Below are 17,700 nucleotides of genomic sequence, written 5' to 3'. Positions count from 1 at the left end.
ATGAAAACGCAAAGCGCGCTCGTCGCGAACAACGACCAATTCCTGCGCGACCTGCAGTTGTTCTGCATCGTCGCGCGGCGTTCGAGTTTCATCGCCGCGGCCACGGAAACGGGCATCTCGCCCGCGCACGTCAGCAAGCGCATCGCCATGCTGGAAACGAGCCTCGGCGTGAAGCTGTTCATGCGCACGACGCGCCGCGTATCCATCACGAGCGACGGCGAAGCGGCCTTCCAGTGGGCGCAAAAAATTCTCGACGACGTGCAAGGCATGGCCGATGCCTTCACCGGCCGCGACGATCCGCGCGGCCTGCTGCGCATCGGCACGAGTCTGCGTCTCGGGCGCGAGCATGTGTCGCCCGCGCTCATGTTGTTGAGGCACCGGCATCCGGGGCTGGAAGTCTGGCTCGAACTGCTCGACCGGCGCGTGGATCTCGTCGGGGAGAACTTCGATATCGATATTCGCGTCGGCGAGGTGCTGGAACCGCATCTGATCGCGCACAGGATCGTCGAAAGTTATCGCGTGCTGGCCGCCGCGCCCGCTTATCTCGAACGGCGCGGCGCACCCAAAACCCTCGCCGAACTCGCCCAGCACGATTGCCTGCTGTTTCGCGGACGCGACCAGCGCTTCGGCGTCTGGCGGCTCGCCGGCCCGAACGGCGAGGAAAGCGTAAAGGTGACAGGACCGATCGCGTCGAATCACAGCGATATCGTGCGGCAATGGGCCGAGCAGGGTTTCGGCATTGTGATGAGCTCGGTGTGGGACATCGCGTCCAGCCTGCAAAACGGCACGCTCGTGCCCGTGCTGCCCGCGTACCGTCAACGCGCCGACGTGTGGGCCGTCACCTCGGCGCGCACTTCCCATTCGGCGAAGATCCGCGTGTGCATCGAATTTCTCGAACAGCAACTGACGAGCGGACCTTACGCGCTCGTCACTTCCGGCGTCGCAGGGCTCTGACCCTTCATTGCGGATCAAGCGGCCGGTAACGAAGTCATCCGCTACTTTTTGGCCGCAATCCGTCGAGATCTAATCTTTCGCGGCGCTTCGTCGCGCAGCCGCGCCAGCCGCAATCCCCCATCCAGTAAGCCGTTCCGCACTTTCGCGCCATTCGCAAGCGAAGCATTTTTACAATTTTCTTTCGTTGCGCAGACGTCACGGAACGCGGCAAAAAGACCCGCCTTCGACAACAACTATTTCCAAATGTTTCTGAGACATGTAATGATACTGATTCGCATTTAACTTAATTGCGGCGATAGGCGGTGTCAATGATGCCTATGGCCGCATGCGCCGGGCGCTTACAGGGCGCCGCCGCCGGTTCATTTCGACGACGTCGCCCGCTCCGCTTCGATCTCGGTTCGATCAGCTTCTGGCAGATGAAACCCGCTTCGCTGCCATTCAGATTTCACTAACAAGCATCGGGGTTACGACATGTTGAGGAAAACGCCGCTCGCAGCGGCATTGGTGACTATTGCCGCGGTTCCCATGGCCGCGCCGCTATACGCCCAAACCGCTCCGCAAGCCGCGCAAGCTGCATCGCAAAACACACCCGCCGTACAGGTCGCGCAACAAGCCGCGGCCCCTGCCCAGGGCGATTCCGCCGCCACCGCACCCGAAACCGCCGCCCTGCCCGCCGTCAAGGTGACGAGCCAGGCCGACGCGCCGGATTTTCAGGCGGATACGTCGAGCGTCGGCGCGAAGGTGCCGACCGCACTGCGCGACATTCCGCAGGCAGTCGTCGTGGTGCCGAAGGCGGTGATCCAGTCGCAAGGCGTCAGCTCGTTCGCGGATGCGCTGCGTAACGTGCCGGGCGTCACGCTCGGCGCGGCGGAAGGCGGTCAGATCGGCAACAACATCAATCTGCGCGGCTTCACGGCGCGCACGGACATCTATCTCGACGGCTTCCGCGATCGCGGCCAGTACTATCGCGATACGTTCAACCTCGATTCGATCGACGTGTTGTACGGCCCGTCGTCGTTGTACTTCGGCCGCGGATCGACAGGCGGCGTCATCAATCAGGTCAGCAAGCAGCCGAACCTGAAGCCGCGCGCCGACGTCTCGCTGCAGGCGGGCACGCACGACCGCTTCCGCTCGACGGTCGACATCAACCAGCCGTTGACGGACACCTCGGCGTTCCGTATCAACGCGTTCGGCCAGTCGCTCGGTTCGACCCGCGACGAGATGGTCAACAAGGACTACGGCATTGCGCCGGAAGTGAAGTTCGGCATCGGCACGCCGACGCAAGTGACCTTGTCCGCGCTGATCCAGCACAACCGCGATCAGCCCGACTACGGCATTCCGCCGCTGAACGGCCATCCGGCGCCGGTCGATACGAAGACCTTCTACGGCTTCACCGACGACCGCACGATCCAGGACGTGCAAACGGTGAACGCGCGCATCGAGCATCGTTTCAATGACATGTTCACGCTGCGCAATCAGACGCAGTTCAGCCACTACAGCACCGAGGCGCGCGCGACCAACGCGGCGGCCGTGCTGACAGGCCCGCTCGGCACATCGACGGCGCTCACGAACGGCAACTACACGACGCTGCCGCTCACGTCGCTGTTCGTGCGTCTGCAAGGCAAGGACCGCAACATCAACGATCACTCGGTCTACAACACGACCGACTTCGAAGGCAAGTTCGCGACCGGCTTCCTCAAGCACGACATGCTGGTCGGCGTGGATCTGAGTCACGAAACCTATAGCAACCAGAGTTTCACCGCGACCACGCCGGGCCTGCCGTCGAACACGCTCGCGATCGTGCCGCTGGTCGATCCGCCCTACACGCCGCGTCCGGCGAACTATCGCGAAGTCGCGACCAATCTCGCGGAATCGAGCGCGAACGGCGTCGGGCTGTACCTGAACGATACGATCTCGATCGGCGAGCACTGGAAGTGGATCGGCGGCGTGCGCTGGGACCGCTACGAGGCGTCGATTCACAATTCGATCAACGTGCCGGGCTACGCGACGCAGACGAACTACTTCACGAGCGTGCGCACGGGCCTCGTGTGGCAGCCGACCGAGACGCAGTCGTACTACGTTTCGTATGGCACGTCGTTCAATCCGTCGCTCGAAGCGCTCACGCTCACCAACACGCAGCAGAACATTCCGCCCGAGCACAACAAGTCGTATGAAATCGGCTCGAAGTGGGACCTGCTTAACGGCGGGCTGTCGGTCACGCAATCGCTCTTCAACATCGAGAAGACGAATGCGCGCACGCAGACCTCGACCGGCGAATACACGCTCGACGGCGACGTGCGCGTGCGCGGCTATCAGCTTGGCGTGGCGGGTCACATCACGAAGCAATGGCAGATGTTCGGCGGCTACACCTACATGGACGGCACGGTGTTGAGTGCGCTCGACGGCACCACCGGCAATCAGCTCGCCAACACGCCGCATCACATGCTCACGCTGTGGACGACCTACGACTTCACGCCGGTGTGGCAGATCGGCGGCGGGCCTTCGTATGTGTCGTCGCGCTATGCGGCCAACAACAATCTGGTCGAAGTGGGCGGCTATGTGCGCTGGGACGTGATGGCCGCGTATCATCAGAAGCGCTACGATATCCAGTTCAACATACAGAATCTGACGGACAAGAAGTACTACGACGCCCTGATTCCGTCCGATGGCGGACGCGCGGTGCCGGGTCTCGGGCGCACGTTCCTCGCGACGTTGAACTACCGCTTCCGTTGATGTAATACGCGCGCGCCGTGTCATACGCGGCGCGCGAATGCCCAAGCCAAGAACAATGATCCTCTCGATACCTAACGTGCTGAGCCCTGAAGACGCCGCCGCCATGCGCGCGCGGCTTGACGCCAGCGAGTCATGGGTCGATGGCCGCGCGACCGCGGGCTATCAGGGCGCTCCGGTCAAGCGCAACATGCAGATCGCGGAAGGATCGCCGATCGCGCTCGAAATGGGCGATGCGATCGTCGGCGCGCTCGAACGTCATCCGCTGTTCATCAGCGCGGTGCTGCCCAATCGCGTGTATCCGCCGCTCTTCAACCGTTACGAAGGCGGCATGCATTTCGGCAGTCATGTCGATGGCGCGATCCGCATCGTGCCGGGGCATGGCGGACGCGTGCGCACCGATGTCTCGGTCACGCTCTTTCTCACGCCGCCCGAGGAATACGACGGCGGCGAACTGATCATCGAAGACACATACGGCGTGCAGGAAGTGAAGCTGCCCGCAGGACATGCAATCGTCTATCCCGCAACCAGCTTGCATCAGGTGCGGCCCGTCACGCGCGGCGCGCGCGTGTCGAGCTTCTTCTGGGCGCAAAGCCTCGTGCGCGAAGATTCACAACGCGCCCTGCTCTTCGATCTCGACAACTCGATCCAGCGCCTGAACACCACCAACGGCGACGAAGCCGCGAAGCGCACGCTCGTCGGTTGCTATCACAACCTGCTGCGCATGTGGAGCGAGACCTGATCGCTCATTGATCGCTCAATGACTCAAACGTGAGGCGGAGCGCCTGCGCCGTGTCGCTGGCAGGGCGATCTCGCCCGGCGCGTATTCCTGCCCGACTTCGGCGAGCAACGCTTCATCGCGCGCGATGAGTTCCGGCAGATGCGCGCGCAGGAACTCCACCCACGTGCGCGTTTTCGCATCGACGAACTTGCGCGATGGATAAAGCGCCTAGAGATTCGTACGCTGCAACGTGTGACGGCCTACGCGGTATTCGCAACGAAATCCGTTGCAAAGAACGGCAGCGTTTCGAGTATCGTGCCAATGGTCCCGCATTGCGATCACAACGAACACGATGTCGATATCATCGTGACGGAGCGCGGCCTCGCCGATCTCACCGGACTCGCACCGCGCGAGCGCGCGCTGAATGTGATTCAGAACTGCGCGCATCCGCTTTATCACGATCTGTTGCGCGACTATTTCCGCGATGCAGCAGCGCTCGGCGCACACACGCCGCATCGGCTCGATCAGGCGTTTTCCTTGCACGCGCGCTACGCGCTCACCGGTTCGATGTTGCCCTGAGAACGGCGTCGTTCATTTTGTTGCGCCGCGAAAGCAAAGCGCCGCGTGAACGAAGCCACACGATGAAGATTTGGCGCACAATGGCGGGAGCCCGCGCAGGGGTGGGCGAACAGGAGGAGCATCATGACCGCCATCACCTGGGTCCTTGCCGCCGACGGCAGCCGCGCCCGGATCTTCGAGACGCAAGGATTGAAGCTGGATTTGCGGCAGGTCGGGGACCTCAGGAACCCGGCGCCGCGCACGGCGGAATCGGTGGACAAGGACCGCGAGAAGTTCGCCAGAACCGTGGCGGACTATCTCGAACAGAGCCGTGTGCAGCAGCGTTTCGATCGCCTGCGTCTGGCCGTCGAGCCCAGGTTTCTCGGGTTGCTGCGCGAGCATCTGTCGAGCGAAACCCGCAAGCTCGTCTATGAGGAAATCAACAACGACGTGTCCAACATGGACACGCGCGATATCCGCCGTCATCTCGACCGGCCCTGAATCTGCCACTCATTGCGGCGTGCCGTCGCCCTCGCGAGCAACGGCACGCCACGCGCCTTACGCCGCCGGCATGATGTTCTGATTGCTGCGGAAAACATTCTCCGGATCGTAGCGCCGCTTCACTTCCGCCAGCCGATCGTAGTTCGGCCCGTATGCCGATTTCACGCGATCGCCCTCTTCGCCCGTCATGAAGTTCACGTAGACGCTGCCCAGCGCGTGCGGTGTCATCGCGGCGAACATGTCGCGCGCCCACTTCGTGCATTTCTCGTCGTCGGCGGCTTCGGTCCAGCGGCCGTGGATGTTGATCGTATAGACCGAATCGCGATTGGCGTACGCGGTTGCATCGACAGGCACGCGGTTCGTCTGACCCGCCATCGCGCCGATGAAGACCTCGCAATGCGGCGACGGAACCGAACGCACCGCGTTGGTCAGGATGTCGAACGTTGCGTCACTCAGTTCCGCGAAATTGTGCGACTTCCAGTAATTGCGCGCGCCGGGCGTGAGGAGCGGATCGAAGGCCTTCTGCCATGCCGTGAACGGCATCGGTCCGAGATGTTCGCCGCAGGGCGTGCCGAACGTGCGCAACGGCGCGAGCATCTTCTCGCCGTTTTCCACCGGGCCGATATAACAGCTCGCCAGCACGATCACGGGCTTGCCGTGCACATCTTCGGGCAGGAACGGCAACGGCGGCGCGAGCCGCAGCACGGCCCACACGGTGAGTTCGTCCGGACTTTGCGCGACCAGTTCGCGATACTTCGGCAGCACGGCATCCGCCTGTTCGAGCGGAAACACGACCAGACCGCCATACACTTCCGGCCCGACTTCGTGCAACTGATACTCGAACAGCGTGACCACGCCGAAGTTGCCTCCGCCGCCGCGCAGCGCCCAGAAAAGCTCGGGATCGGCATCCTTGCTGACACGACGCCACTTGCCGTCCGCCGTGACGATTTCCGCCGCCACGAGATTGTCGACCGTCACGCCGAACTTGCGGCTGATCCAGCCGAAGCCGCCGCCGAGCGTGAGGCCCGCGACGCCCGTCGTCGAGTTGATGCCGAGCGGCGTCGCGAGGCCGAACGCCTGCGCTTCGTGATCGAAGTCGGAGAGCAGCGCGCCGGGTTCGACATAGGCACGCTTCGCTTGCGGATCGATGCGTACGGACTTCAGTGCGGAGAGATCGATCATCAGGGCGTCGTCGCTGACTGCGCTGCCCGCGATATTGTGCGAGCCGCCGCGAATCGAGACCAGTATGCCGTTGCTGCGCGCGAAGGCGAGCGCGGCGATCACGTCGGCCGCGCCGGCGCAGCGCACGATGAGCGCGGGCCGCCTGTCGATGGTGGCGTTCCAGACTGTCCGGGCTTCGTCGTAGTCGGAATCGGCCGGTGCGATGACCCGGCCTCTTATCGATGCCTTGAGTGTGTCGATCACTTCGCCTGAGATGTTGATCATATGAGACCTCGCTGCAAAATAACGCGCCGCGACGCGCCCGACCCTGCCATCTGGTACGGCGAAAGCGCAAGAAACCCGCCATCGGACCGACTGCGGCGCATCGATCGAATGCACGCTGAGGAGATCGCGAGAACGGGGAGGAATTGCGATGACGGACACTTCGGCCCGCCCGTTGATTAGATGCCGCGGCTTACTCGATGTAAAGCGCCGCGTCAGTGCATTCGTGCATGCGATATAGCATGCATCGGACAAAGTGGGGATTGCGAGGGGTTTTGCGAATTCAATGCTTCATGAGTTTTGATTTGTATTCCTCACTTAAGAAACTGATATAAAAAAAACGCGCCGATTACTCGGCGCGCTTTTTCAGTCAGAACGAATCGAGGTCGCTCAATCCGTGCCGTATTTCGGCGAATGCGGACCGTACAGCAGTCCTTTCGGTCCGCCCGTGGCCAGCAAACGCTGACTCGTCAGTCCCGCGACGGTCCACGATTTATCGCTCACCACGTTGACGACGTGCTGAACGGCCACTTGTGCCAGCGCACCAATCAGGCCGACACCGACGCTGATGTTGGCGCCGGTCTCGCTTCCATTCGCCGTCGCGGACCCGCTCCAGAGCGTATCGCCGGAACGCAGATCCACGAGCTTTGCGTCTGCCGTGACCACGGTCTTGCTGCCGATGATTCGATACGACGATCCGTATTCGGTGACCTTCGTGTACAACGCGGCATCTGCGCCAAAGATACTGCGCAGCTTGTCGGGCGCCACGGCCTGTACGTCGGCAGGCATGGTCAGGCCGTTATGCTTGAACGTTTCCTCCATCTCGGCCACCGGCACGACGTAATAGCCGCCCTCGGCGAGCGGCATCGTCATCTGGGACAACATGCCGTTGGTCGCGTTCACGTCCGTCGTGTTGTTAATCGGCGGCAATACGAGAATCGAACGCGGCTTGCTATTGCGAAACGCGGTGTAGTCCATCTTGCTCGGCGACGAGACGCACGCGGACAATGTCAGGAGAATCGACAGCACCGCAAAAAGCTTGCGGGAAAAGGTAAGAGTCATGGCGGGCGCTTACTGAAGTTTGCTCAAAAGGAAGTCCATATACGCGGAGGACTCGGGGAACCGCTCCTTCTCCTCCGTCAATTGCTGACGAGCCTCCGCGCTCTTGCCGACGGTTGCGTACAGCATGCCCAAATGCGCGCGGAATCCGGGAGGCAATGCCTGGTCCTTTGTCGAGACAGTATCGCGAGCCTTCTCGAGCGCATCGATCTGCTCCGGAACGCTCTTCTGCCCTTTCAGATATTCGTAGACTTGCGGTTGATAGCCGTCCCACTGATAAAGCGACACAGGCTTGGTCGCACATCCCGTGAGCATCGCGCAAGCAATAACGACCGGCAGCGCGAGGCCGGTCAATGTTTCTTTCTTCTTGAACATGATTCTATGTTGAAGCGAGTGATTACTTCGCGGCCTGCAATGCGCCTGCGTCGACTTGTTCGACGAGGTGATTGACCGCTTCGCCGATCGCGAGATCGAGCACCTTGCCATTGAGCGTGGAGTCATAGCTCGAAGTGCCGCCGAAGCCGATTACCTCACGGTTCGACAAGCTGTATTCGCCGGCGCCTTGACTCGATGTCACAACTTCGGAAGTCGTCGTATCGACGATATTCAGGCTCACCTTTGCATAGGCGACCTGCGTCTTCCCGCGGCCAAGAATGCCAAACAGTTCGTGATCGCCAACTTCCTTGCGGCCAAATTCGGTCACGTCACCCGTCACGACATAACGCGCGCCGCGAATCGACTGCACTGTCTTGGAAAAGCTCGCTTCCTGTCGGGTTTCGCCGAGATTGTCGCGATCCAGCACCGCAAAGCGGCGGCTCTGTTGCAGAGACGTGACAAGAATGGTTTTGGCCTGGCTGCCGACGTGATCGACGCCATCCGAGAAGACACCGCGCATATAGCTCGAACGGTTGTCGAACTTGCCGATCGATACCGGCACCGGCGTGCCGGCAAACGGCGTTCGCGCGCTAGCGACCCCGGGCACCTCTACCACGCGCGATGCTTCGGTTGCGCACCCACTCAATAGCGCTCCCATAGAAATGGCTACGAGCGCCACGCATCCCGTACTTAATTTCATTAATTGCCTCCACAAACGTCTAACTGCCGAAAATCCGCGAACGACTACGGATGCCCGACAAAAGCGACGATTATTTGGCAATTCGCTTTTTAAAGGAGAAGGAGAATTCTGAAAAAGATGGATGACCGGTGGCGCGTGTCAATCGAATCGATCGACATCACGCCGTCCGGCAGAAGGAACACGAAACTTACAGCAGCCTTTCCTCTACGCCCGCTCCAACACCGCCATCTCCCGCACGACGACGAGCAGCATCGACAAACTCGCCGCGCCGCTCGCGCGCAACTCGGTCAGCAGCCGCGAATAGCGGTCGAGCGCGTCCTGCCGCTTCGCACGCCAGCTTTCGACGATCACATCGGCGTCATCGATACCGCGCGACTGCTCCAGCGCACTCACCGTCAACGCGCGTTTCAGACGCGCCAGCTCTTCGAGCGCCGCCGCGCGCGCGAGCAGGTCCCAGTGCGTCCCGATCGGCAGGGCCATCGCGCGTTCGGCGATGCCGCGATAATCGAGCATCGTGCCGATACCGAAGTACACGCTCGCGACGAGTTCGAGACTGCGCTCCGAACACGCCGCCACTTCCGCGCTGTCGAGCACGGCCGTGGCGATCTCGCCGCTCGCGACGCGCGCCGCGAGACTGCTCTCGACGCCCGCATCCTCGAACTCGCGCCGGCGCGCATACCATGCGTCGAGCTGGGCCGCGGGCAGCAGCGCCGGAAGCTGCGGCGCGAGCCGTTGCGCCGCCTCGCGGCAACGCGCGAGCACGCCACGCGCTTCGTGCGCGTCCGCCCCGCTGTGCTTCAGATGACGCAGGAACCAGAGCGACGTATCGTCGAGCAGGCGCACGACATCGACGAACATGCGCGCCTGCACTTCATCCGCGACGATATTGTCGAGGCCGTCGATGCTGCGCCACAGACCGTCGAGATCGAACACGTCGCGCACCATCATCGCGGCGCGCACGATATCGCTCGGACGCGCATCGGTTTCCTCCATCAGCCGATGCACGAACGTGCAGCCCACGCGATTGACCAGCGCATTGGTCAGATGCGTCGCGAGAATCTCGCGCTTGAGCGGATGACGCTGCATCGGCTCGCTATAACGCTGCTGCAAGGGCTTCGGGAAATACGCGGGCAGCATGTCGGCGACGAGCGCGTCTTCGGGCACGTCGGATTCGAGCAGTTCGTCGTAGAGCCACATCTTGCCGTACGCCAGCAGCACCGCGCGCTCCGGCGACGTCAGCCCCGACTTCGCCGCCGCGCGCTCGCCGATTTCATCGTCGGACGGGAGGAACTCGATCCTGCGCTTCAGACGACCGGCGCGCTCCAGGAAGCGCATCATGCGCGCCTCGGCATCGAGCGTCTCGGCTTCGTGGCGCTTTGCAATCGACAGTGCCTGCGTCTGCGCGTAGTTGTCCTTCAGCACGAGCAGGCCGACTTCATCGGTCATTTCGGCGAGCAGCGCGTTGCGTTGCTTCTCGGTCACCTCGCCATCCGCGACGACAAGCCCGAGCAGAATCTTGATGTTGACCTCGTGATCCGAGCAATCGACGCCTGCGGAGTTGTCGATTGCATCGGTGTTCATGCGTCCGCCACGCTGCGCGAACTCGATGCGCCCGAGTTGCGTGAAGCCCAGATTGCCGCCTTCCGCCACGACTTTCGCGCGCAGTTCCGCGCCGTTCACGCGCACGGCATCGTTGGTGCGGTCGCCGACTTGCAGATGCGTTTCCGCAGTCGATTTCACATACGTGCCGACGCCGCCGTTATAGAGCAAGTCGGCTTCGGCGAGCAGGATCGCGCGGATCAGTTCGTTCGGCGGCAACGTCGACGCGTTGATGCCGAGCGCCGCCTGCACTTGCGGCGACACCGGCACCGACTTCGCCGTGCGCGGATACACGCCGCCGCCCGCCGAGATCAGCGACAGGTCGTAGTCCGCCCAGCTCGAACGCGGCAGCGCGAAAAGACGCGCGCGTTCCTGGAAGCTCGTCGCGGCATCGGGCGTCGGATCGAGAAAGATGTGCCGATGATCGAACGCCGCGAGCAGCCGGATATGACGCGACAACAGCATGCCGTTGCCGAACACGTCGCCGGACATGTCGCCGATGCCGACCACGGTGAAGTCGGTCGTCTGCGTGTCGAAGTTCATCTCGCGGAAATGACGCTTCACGGATTCCCACGCGCCGCGCGCCGTGATGCCCATCTTCTTGTGGTCGTAGCCGACCGAGCCGCCGGACGCGAAGGCATCGTCGAGCCAGAAGCCGTACTCGTGCGCGATCGCGTTGGCGTAGTCGGAGAAGGTCGCGGTGCCCTTGTCGGCGGCGACGACGAGATACGGATCGTCCGGATCGTGGCGCACGACATCCGGCGGCGGCACGATGCCGTCGGGCTTGCGGTTGTCGGTCACGTCGAGCAGGCCGCGCAGGAACATCTGATAGCACGCGATGCCTTCGGCGAGAAACGCCTCGCGATCCGTCACCGGCGGCGGGTTCTTCACGACGAAGCCGCCCTTCGATCCAACCGGCACGATCACCGTGTTCTTGACCATCTGCGCCTTCATCAGGCCGAGCACTTCGGTGCGGAAGTCTTCGCGCCTGTCGGACCAGCGCAGCCCGCCGCGCGCCACGCGCCCGCCGCGCAGATGCACGCCCTCGACACGCGGCGCATACACCCAGATTTCGAACATCGGCTTGGGCTCGGGCAGGCCCGGCACTTTCGACGGATCGAGCTTGAAGGACACATACGGGCGCGGCTGGCCGCTCGCATCGCGATGAAAGTGGTTCGTGCGCACCGTCGCGCCGATCACGCCGAGGAACTGACGCAGAATGCGGTCTTCGTCGAGATTGGGCACCTGATCGAGCGCCGCTTCGATATCGGCGAGCACGCGTTCGGCGGCCTTCTCGCGTTCTTCTGTCGCGCCGCCGCGCGCCGGATCGAAGCGCACCATGAACAGTTGCAGCAGCTTCTTCGCGATCAGCGGATTGCCGGTCAGCGCGCGCTCGATATACGCATCGCTGAAAGTCGAGCCGACCTGCCGCAGATACTTCGCGTAGGCGCGCATGATCGTCACGTCGCGGGCGCCGAACTGCGCGCGCAGCACGAGCCGGTTGAAATCGTCATTCTCGATTTCGCCCGACCATACCGCCGCGAATGCGTTCTCGAAGAGCGGCTTCACGCTGTCGATATCGAAGTCGACATCGTCCTGCAACTCCAGGCCGAAGTCGTGAATCCACGCGTTCGGCGCGCCGGTCGGCTCGATCAGATACGGACGTTCCTCATCGACGCGCACGCCGAGATGTTCGAGCATCGGCAAACTGAGCGACAGCGCGATCGGATCGCCCGCGCGATACACCTTGAAGCGGAACGCGCGCCGCCCGGCTTCGATCGGGCGGTAAAGACTCATCGACAAACCGCCCGGACGCGTATGCGTCGCCTCGATCAGTTCGATGTCGCGCACCGCCGTGCGCGCCGGATAGTCTTCGCGATAACCCGCCGGAAACGAATCCGCATAGCGTTGCAGCAGACGGTTGCCCGCTTCCTCGCCGTGACTGTCGATGAGCGCATCGGCGAGATCGTCCTGCCAGCGTCGCGCCACTTGCACGACGCGCGCTTCGAGTTCGCGAGTATCGACATCGGGCATTGCGCCGCGATCCGCACGCACGACGATATGAATGCGCGCCAGCGGAGACTCGGAGAGCAGCGGCGTGAACTCGATGCTCTTGCCGTTGAACGCTTCCATCAGCACTTTGCTGATGCGGCGGCGCAGGTCGGTGTTGAACTTGTCGCGCGGCACGAACACGAGGCACGACACGAAGCGGTCGAAGCGGTCGCGCCGCACGAACAAACGCGTGCGCTGATGTTCCTGCAGCCGCAGCACGCCGAGCGCAATATCGAAGAGCACGTCTTCGTCGGCCTGAAAGAGTTCATCGCGCGGATACTGCTCCAGCACCGTCCTGAGCGACTTCGCCAGATGCCCTTTTGCGAGGAAGCCCGCGCGCCGCACGATGTTCGCGCACTTGCGCCGCACGATCGGAATCTCGGAAGTCGGCACGAGATACGCGGTCGATGTGTACAGGCCGAGAAAGCGCCGCTCGCCGATCACCTTGCCTTCGGGCGACACGCGCTTCACGCCGACATAGTCGAGATAGCCGGGCCGATGCACGGTCGCGCGTGAATTAGCCTTGGTCAGAAAGATGGGCGTCGCGCCCTCGATGATCGCCGCCGCGCCCGCAGGAAGCGGCGTCAGGTCGCCCGTGCCGCTCGCTCCGGATGGCGGGCGCAGCGTTTCGCGCAAAAGACCCGCACCCGAACCCGGCACGCCGCGCAATGCCAGCCCGCCCTCATGCTCGACCAGCTCGTAATCGCGGCAGCCGAGGAACGTGAAGTGGTCCGCGACCATCCATTCGAGGAACGCGCGGGCTTCGAGGCCATCGGGCGTCGTGTCGCGCGTCTTCAGATCGTTGATCGCGGCGCGCGCCGCATCGACGAGTTGCGGCCAGTCCTCGACCGATGCGCGCACATCGCCCAGCACACGGGCAATGCTGTCGCGCACTTCTTCGAGCCGCTCGGCATCGCTGCAGCGGTCCACTTCGAAATGGATGAACGATTCGAGTTCTGAGTTGCCATCGCCCGCGTCGGCGTGGCCTTGCCCGATGCGCTCGATCTCGCCCGCATGCGCGCCCTTGCCCGCGCGCCACACGCGAAACACCGGATGGATCGCCGAATGCAGCGCGAGGCCGAGGCGGTTGAGTTCCATCGTCACCGAATCGACGAGAAACGGCATGTCGTCGTTGACGATCTCCACGACCGTGTGATCCGAGTGCCAGCCGTGCTGCTCCAGATTCGGGTTATAGACCCGCAACACCTCGCGCCCGCGCACGAACTTCTGCGCGGTCTGCCAGTGCGCCATCGCGGCGCCGTAGAGATCGGCGACATCGCGGCTCGCGATGTCCTCGACATCGACCTGTTCGTAGTAATAGCGAAGGAGCGGCTCGATGATCTGGAAGCTTGGCTCCGGCAATCGTCCTCGCGCGAAGTCGAGTAGATCGTTGATGAGCTGTTCGACCCGCGCTTCGTTCCTGACCAGCATGGTGTCCTCCCGAGGCTTTCGGTTGCGATGCCGTTGAGTCCCGCTCTTCTAGTTCACAGAGATTATGCGCCGGGGCGCGCCTTTAGCCGCGCATCGGGCATGTGCAGGTGCACAACGAAAGCGCGCCGCACCGTCGTTACGTTAGCCGCCGCGCGTGACCTTTGCGCGACATCGGCTTTCGGCTATTGTCGATGAGAGCGCGTCACGCCGAGCCAAGGAGCCGCCATGCAGGATTCGAAGGAAGATGCAGTGCCGCAAACGGTCGTCGCCGTGCGGCCGCAGCAGGAGATCGCAACGGTTCAGCGGCTGCCGTACTTCATCGGGCTTTCGGCGGCGACGGCGGGCGCGCGGGGCTTGTCGATGCATCTCGTCGTCGTGCCGCCGGGCGGACATGGCGAGCCGCATGTGCATTGCGGTTACGAGACCGGCATCTACGTGCTCGAAGGGCGCGTCGAGACGCGTTACGGGCTGGGCTTGAGCGAATCGGTCGTGAGCGAGCCGGGCGACTTTCTCTTCATTCCGCCCGGCGTGCCGCATCAGCCGTTCAATTTGAGCGCGACGGAGCCGGCCCGCGCGGTGGTCGCGCGCAACGACGCCAACGAGGCCGAACGCGTCGTGCCTTACGACCCCAACCTTCCGCCGGATGCCGCCTCGCCTCAGTAGCCGGACGCGCCGCTCGCCGGAAGATCGACGTAGCCCGTGTCCGAGAAGCGCGCGCCGCCGAACGCGCCGCCCGCGAGCTTGCCGCGCACCGCGTACGAAACCTTGTTGACGGTGTTGCCTGTCGCGAAGCCGAACGCCTGACGCGCGACCGAGAATGCCGACACCGTCACCGGCACAGACACGATGCTCTCGCCGAAGCGCGGCACCGTGCCGCGCTGGTCGCTCACGCCGCTCGCGAACGGGCGGCCGTTCAGGTCGAGATCGAGCGCGACGCCGTCGAAGTCGAGCGGCGATTCGTTCGGGTTCTGCACGCGCAGCTTCACGGCAAAGCGCATTTCGAGGCCCTGCCCGTCCAGCGGCTCGATGCCCGCGACGCTCACGCGCATCGTGTCGCGATTGAAGAAGCCCGCGCAGCCGTCGAGTGCGAACATCGCGCACAACGCGACGGACGAGAAAATGACGCGCCTGCGCGCCCGGTTCGATTGCATGAGAATGGTGCTCCTCGCGATGGCGTGCTCAGATCCGCAGCACATTCAGCAGCATGCGGCCATAGGCATGATGAAACCAGACATCGTCGACAACAAACAGCGCGGCAGCCCACGCCGCACCCACGACGATCAGATCGCAATGCCCGCTCGTCCATAGATTGAGCGAATGGCGCGCGCCGATCCACGGCACGCCGAGCGGATTCGGCCAGTCGGCGAGCAGATGCATGAGCCCGCCGCATGCGAAGCCGAACCCGACCGGCGCCGCCGGATGCCGCCCGAGCCAGTGATACGAAAACGCGAGCAGTGCGATCCAGCCGACGCCCCAGTGCGTCAGCGTGCGATGCGTGATCCAGAGCCTGCGGGCGCGCGACCACCACGCAACTTCGAGCCAGTCGGGCGCGGTGGCGCCGGCAACGCCCGCAAGCAGCGCGAGCATCCCCGACAACACTCCAGCGCCCGCGCCCGCCGACTTTTCCATCGCCGTCACGATTGCCGCCGCGATGAGACCCGCTGCCCATCCGGTCGCGTGATGCGCCTTGCTCGATGCCATGAAGAAACCCGCCTGATACGCGCTTGCCAAGAAAGCGCGCATGTTCGCACAGCGCCGTCAAATGGGGCCGGGTGGATACAGAAACTTACGCAATTTCGACCGCCGAAACACCGCCGTGATCACAACGACGGCGAGGCGGCTCAGCGTTGACTAAAATGGTTGCTAGAGTGCTGCGCGATTTTCGCGGCGGAACGCTGAAATACGCGTTTCGTGCCGTCACGCGCATGCGGGGGCATTGAACGCAATTATCCGAACTGGCCGTCATGCAACACCTGAAATACCTGAGCGCCTACCCAAACACGCTGCAGGACAAGGTGCGCCGATTGATCGCCCAACAACAATTGGGCGCTTATCTCGATGCACGCTATCCGAGCAAGCACGCGGTGCAGTCCGATCGCGCGCTCTATGACTATTGCTCAGACCTGAAACAGGAGTTTCTGCGGGTGGCGCCCGCCATCGACAAGGTTTTTTACGACAGCAAGCTCGACGTGCTGCGTCACGCGCTCGGTCTGCACACCGCCATTTCGCGCGTGCAGGGCGCGCGTCTCAAGGCGAAGAAGGAGATTCGCATCGCATCGCTGTTTCGGGATACGGCGCCCGAGTTCTTGCGGATGATCGTCGTGCACGAGCTCGCGCATCTGAAGGAAAGCGATCACAACAAGGCGTTTTATCGCCTGTGCGAGCTGATGCAGCCGGGCTACCATCAGATCGAATTCGATCTGCGGCTTTATCTCACGCATCGGGATATTGCGCGTTCTAAAGTGGCTTAGATAGCTGACGCGCATCAAACCGACCATGCCAGCGCCGCCGCGTAGCCCGTTGGCGCGACCAGCGCCGAGGCCTCGAACGCGCCCGCCCGGCGATCGACTGCATAGCGGCCAAGCTCGCGCGGCAGCACGGAGAAGCCATCCATCGCGATAACGCCGCCGCCGATGCCCACGCCGTGCGCCTTCAATACCGCTTCCTTCGCCGTCCAGCAATCGAAGAACGCGTCGCTTTGCGCGCCTTCCGGCATGGCGTCGATTTCATGCCGGTCCCGCTCCGCCAGCACCGACGACGCCAGTTCGCGCCAATCGAACGCCGCGCGCGCCGCCTCGATATCGACGCCGACGCGTCTTTCGTGCGACACCGCGATCAGGCCATATTCGCCGGAATGCGACACGTTGAAGTCCGGCGCGTCCGCGTGCGCCAATGTGGGCCGTCCGTTCGGACCGGCGTCGAACGTGAGGCGCGCGGGATCGTCGCCGGTTTGGGCCGCGAGCACATGTCGCAACGCCGCGCGCACGATGCAGAAACGCGCTGCGTCTTCATGACGCAGAAAGCGCGCCGCCCGTGCGCGTTCATCCGCATGCAGCACGGCGAGGCCGGTATCGTTGAGTGGCAACGCAACGTCGATTGCGACGAGCCAGACGCGCACGTCGACGGGCGCGCCGGCGGGAAGCGGAAGCGGTTGCAAGGCTTCGATGACTCGATCACGCGCTGCATTCATTTGGCTGCGTACTGCGCCTCGCCATTTCCAAACGACCAATTCTCCTTCTTCACTTCGACGAGACCAATAAACACATCCTCGCGCCGCAACTTGAGCCGCTCGTGCAGGCCATCGGCGACGGCCTTGTAGAACGCGCTTTTCTTCGCGAGGTCGCGGCCTTCGTTGAGCGTGACCTGGATCACGATGCAATCGTCGGTACGTTGGATGCCGAGATACGTGCGGTCGATGATCAGATCCGACGCGTCATGCTCCGCGACAATCTGGAAGCGATCGTTCTCGGGCACGTCGAGCGTGGTGCGCATTGCGTCGTACACAACCTCGCCGATAGCCTTGCGATAAGCACTGTCCTTGCCCTTCTGCAAATCGATTCGAACGAGCGGCATGTGA

The 17,700-nt window shown here is 63.1% G+C and carries 15 protein-coding genes and 2 pseudogenes; 7 read left to right on the top strand and 10 right to left on the bottom strand.

Going from position 1 to position 17,700, the window contains the following annotated elements:
- From BRPE64_RS16300 to BRPE64_RS16290, 3 genes are all read left to right on the top strand, one after another.
- Complete coding sequence (locus BRPE64_RS16300; RefSeq protein ID WP_016354570.1) at nt 1–954, top strand: LysR family transcriptional regulator; 954 nt, start codon at nt 1–3, stop codon at nt 952–954.
- Between the two features lie 471 nt (nt 955–1,425).
- Nucleotides 1,426–3,687, top strand: coding sequence for a TonB-dependent receptor (locus BRPE64_RS16295; protein ID WP_044042307.1), 2,262 nt, complete (start codon nt 1,426–1,428; stop codon nt 3,685–3,687).
- Between the two features lie 55 nt (nt 3,688–3,742).
- Nucleotides 3,743–4,426 carry a Fe2+-dependent dioxygenase gene (locus tag BRPE64_RS16290; RefSeq protein ID WP_016354566.1) on the top strand — a complete coding sequence of 228 codons (684 nt, stop codon included), beginning with the start codon at nt 3,743–3,745 and terminating at the stop codon, nt 4,424–4,426.
- A gap of 15 nt (nt 4,427–4,441) precedes the next feature.
- Here BRPE64_RS16290 and BRPE64_RS32890 read toward each other — a convergent pair.
- A pseudogene (locus BRPE64_RS32890) lies at nt 4,442–4,660 on the bottom strand (LysR family transcriptional regulator); the annotation flags it as partial.
- Nucleotides 4,661–4,669: 9 nt separating this feature from the next.
- Between BRPE64_RS32890 and BRPE64_RS32370 the strand changes: the two are divergent.
- Nucleotides 4,670–4,984, top strand: a pseudogene (locus BRPE64_RS32370) (acetyl-CoA hydrolase/transferase C-terminal domain-containing protein); the annotation flags it as partial.
- 123 nt (nt 4,985–5,107) lie between these two features.
- On the top strand, nt 5,108–5,464 hold the full coding sequence (locus tag BRPE64_RS16280; protein ID WP_016354563.1) for a host attachment protein: 357 nt from the start codon (nt 5,108–5,110) through the stop codon (nt 5,462–5,464).
- Nucleotides 5,465–5,521: 57 nt separating this feature from the next.
- On the opposite strand, the gene BRPE64_RS16275 is transcribed toward BRPE64_RS16280, so the two are convergent.
- The 5 genes from BRPE64_RS16275 to BRPE64_RS16255 all read right to left on the bottom strand — a co-directional run bounded on the left by BRPE64_RS16275 (nt 5,522) and on the right by BRPE64_RS16255 (nt 14,123).
- Nucleotides 5,522–6,910 (bottom strand): FAD-binding oxidoreductase, encoded by a 1,389-nt coding sequence (locus BRPE64_RS16275; protein ID WP_016354562.1) that lies wholly within the window; start codon nt 6,908–6,910, stop codon nt 5,522–5,524.
- Between the two features lie 387 nt (nt 6,911–7,297).
- Nucleotides 7,298–7,969, bottom strand: coding sequence for a DUF799 domain-containing protein (locus BRPE64_RS16270; protein WP_016354561.1), 672 nt, complete (start codon nt 7,967–7,969; stop codon nt 7,298–7,300).
- Between the two features lie 9 nt (nt 7,970–7,978).
- Entirely contained in the window at nt 7,979–8,341 is a 363-nt protein-coding gene (locus BRPE64_RS16265; RefSeq protein ID WP_016354560.1) for a DUF4810 domain-containing protein, read from the bottom strand.
- A 22-nt stretch (nt 8,342–8,363) separates the two neighbouring features.
- Entirely contained in the window at nt 8,364–9,041 is a 678-nt protein-coding gene (locus tag BRPE64_RS16260) for a CsgG/HfaB family protein (RefSeq protein ID WP_044042304.1), read from the bottom strand.
- Between the two features lie 204 nt (nt 9,042–9,245).
- Nucleotides 9,246–14,123: an NAD-glutamate dehydrogenase gene (locus BRPE64_RS16255; RefSeq protein WP_016354558.1), complete on the bottom strand. Its 4,878-nt coding sequence runs from the start codon at nt 14,121–14,123 to the stop codon at nt 9,246–9,248.
- A gap of 225 nt (nt 14,124–14,348) precedes the next feature.
- On the opposite strand from BRPE64_RS16255, the gene BRPE64_RS16250 reads away from it, so the two are divergent.
- The gene (locus BRPE64_RS16250) at nt 14,349–14,786 is read left to right on the top strand and encodes a cupin domain-containing protein (RefSeq protein WP_016354557.1); all 438 of its coding nucleotides are present in this window, start codon (nt 14,349–14,351) and stop codon (nt 14,784–14,786) included.
- On the opposite strand, the gene BRPE64_RS16245 is transcribed toward BRPE64_RS16250, so the two are convergent.
- Entirely contained in the window at nt 14,780–15,274 is a 495-nt protein-coding gene (locus tag BRPE64_RS16245; RefSeq protein WP_016354556.1) for an LEA type 2 family protein, read from the bottom strand. The genes BRPE64_RS16250 and BRPE64_RS16245 overlap by 7 nt on opposite strands.
- Before the next feature lie 28 nt (nt 15,275–15,302).
- On the bottom strand, nt 15,303–15,824 hold the full coding sequence (locus BRPE64_RS16240) for a metal-dependent hydrolase (protein WP_044042697.1): 522 nt from the start codon (nt 15,822–15,824) through the stop codon (nt 15,303–15,305).
- Between the two features lie 263 nt (nt 15,825–16,087).
- On the opposite strand from BRPE64_RS16240, the gene BRPE64_RS16235 reads away from it, so the two are divergent.
- Complete coding sequence (locus BRPE64_RS16235) at nt 16,088–16,594, top strand: M48 metallopeptidase family protein (protein WP_016354554.1); 507 nt, start codon at nt 16,088–16,090, stop codon at nt 16,592–16,594.
- Between the two features lie 14 nt (nt 16,595–16,608).
- Here BRPE64_RS16235 and BRPE64_RS16230 read toward each other — a convergent pair whose 3' ends face one another.
- Both BRPE64_RS16230 and BRPE64_RS16225 read right to left on the bottom strand, forming a co-directional pair.
- Nucleotides 16,609–17,280 (bottom strand): 4'-phosphopantetheinyl transferase family protein, encoded by a 672-nt coding sequence (locus BRPE64_RS16230; RefSeq protein WP_232519254.1) that lies wholly within the window; start codon nt 17,278–17,280, stop codon nt 16,609–16,611.
- A 29-nt stretch (nt 17,281–17,309) separates the two neighbouring features.
- Nucleotides 17,310–17,696 carry a tautomerase family protein gene (locus tag BRPE64_RS16225; RefSeq protein WP_016354552.1) on the bottom strand — a complete coding sequence of 129 codons (387 nt, stop codon included), beginning with the start codon at nt 17,694–17,696 and terminating at the stop codon, nt 17,310–17,312.
- Nucleotides 17,697–17,700 lie beyond the last annotated feature (4 nt).

The sequence above is a fragment of the Caballeronia insecticola genome, assembly GCF_000402035.1.
GTDB lineage: Bacteria > Pseudomonadota > Gammaproteobacteria > Burkholderiales > Burkholderiaceae > Caballeronia > Caballeronia insecticola.
Note: the sequence above shows the minus strand (reverse complement) of the source record. Positions and strands in the feature narration are given on the sequence as shown.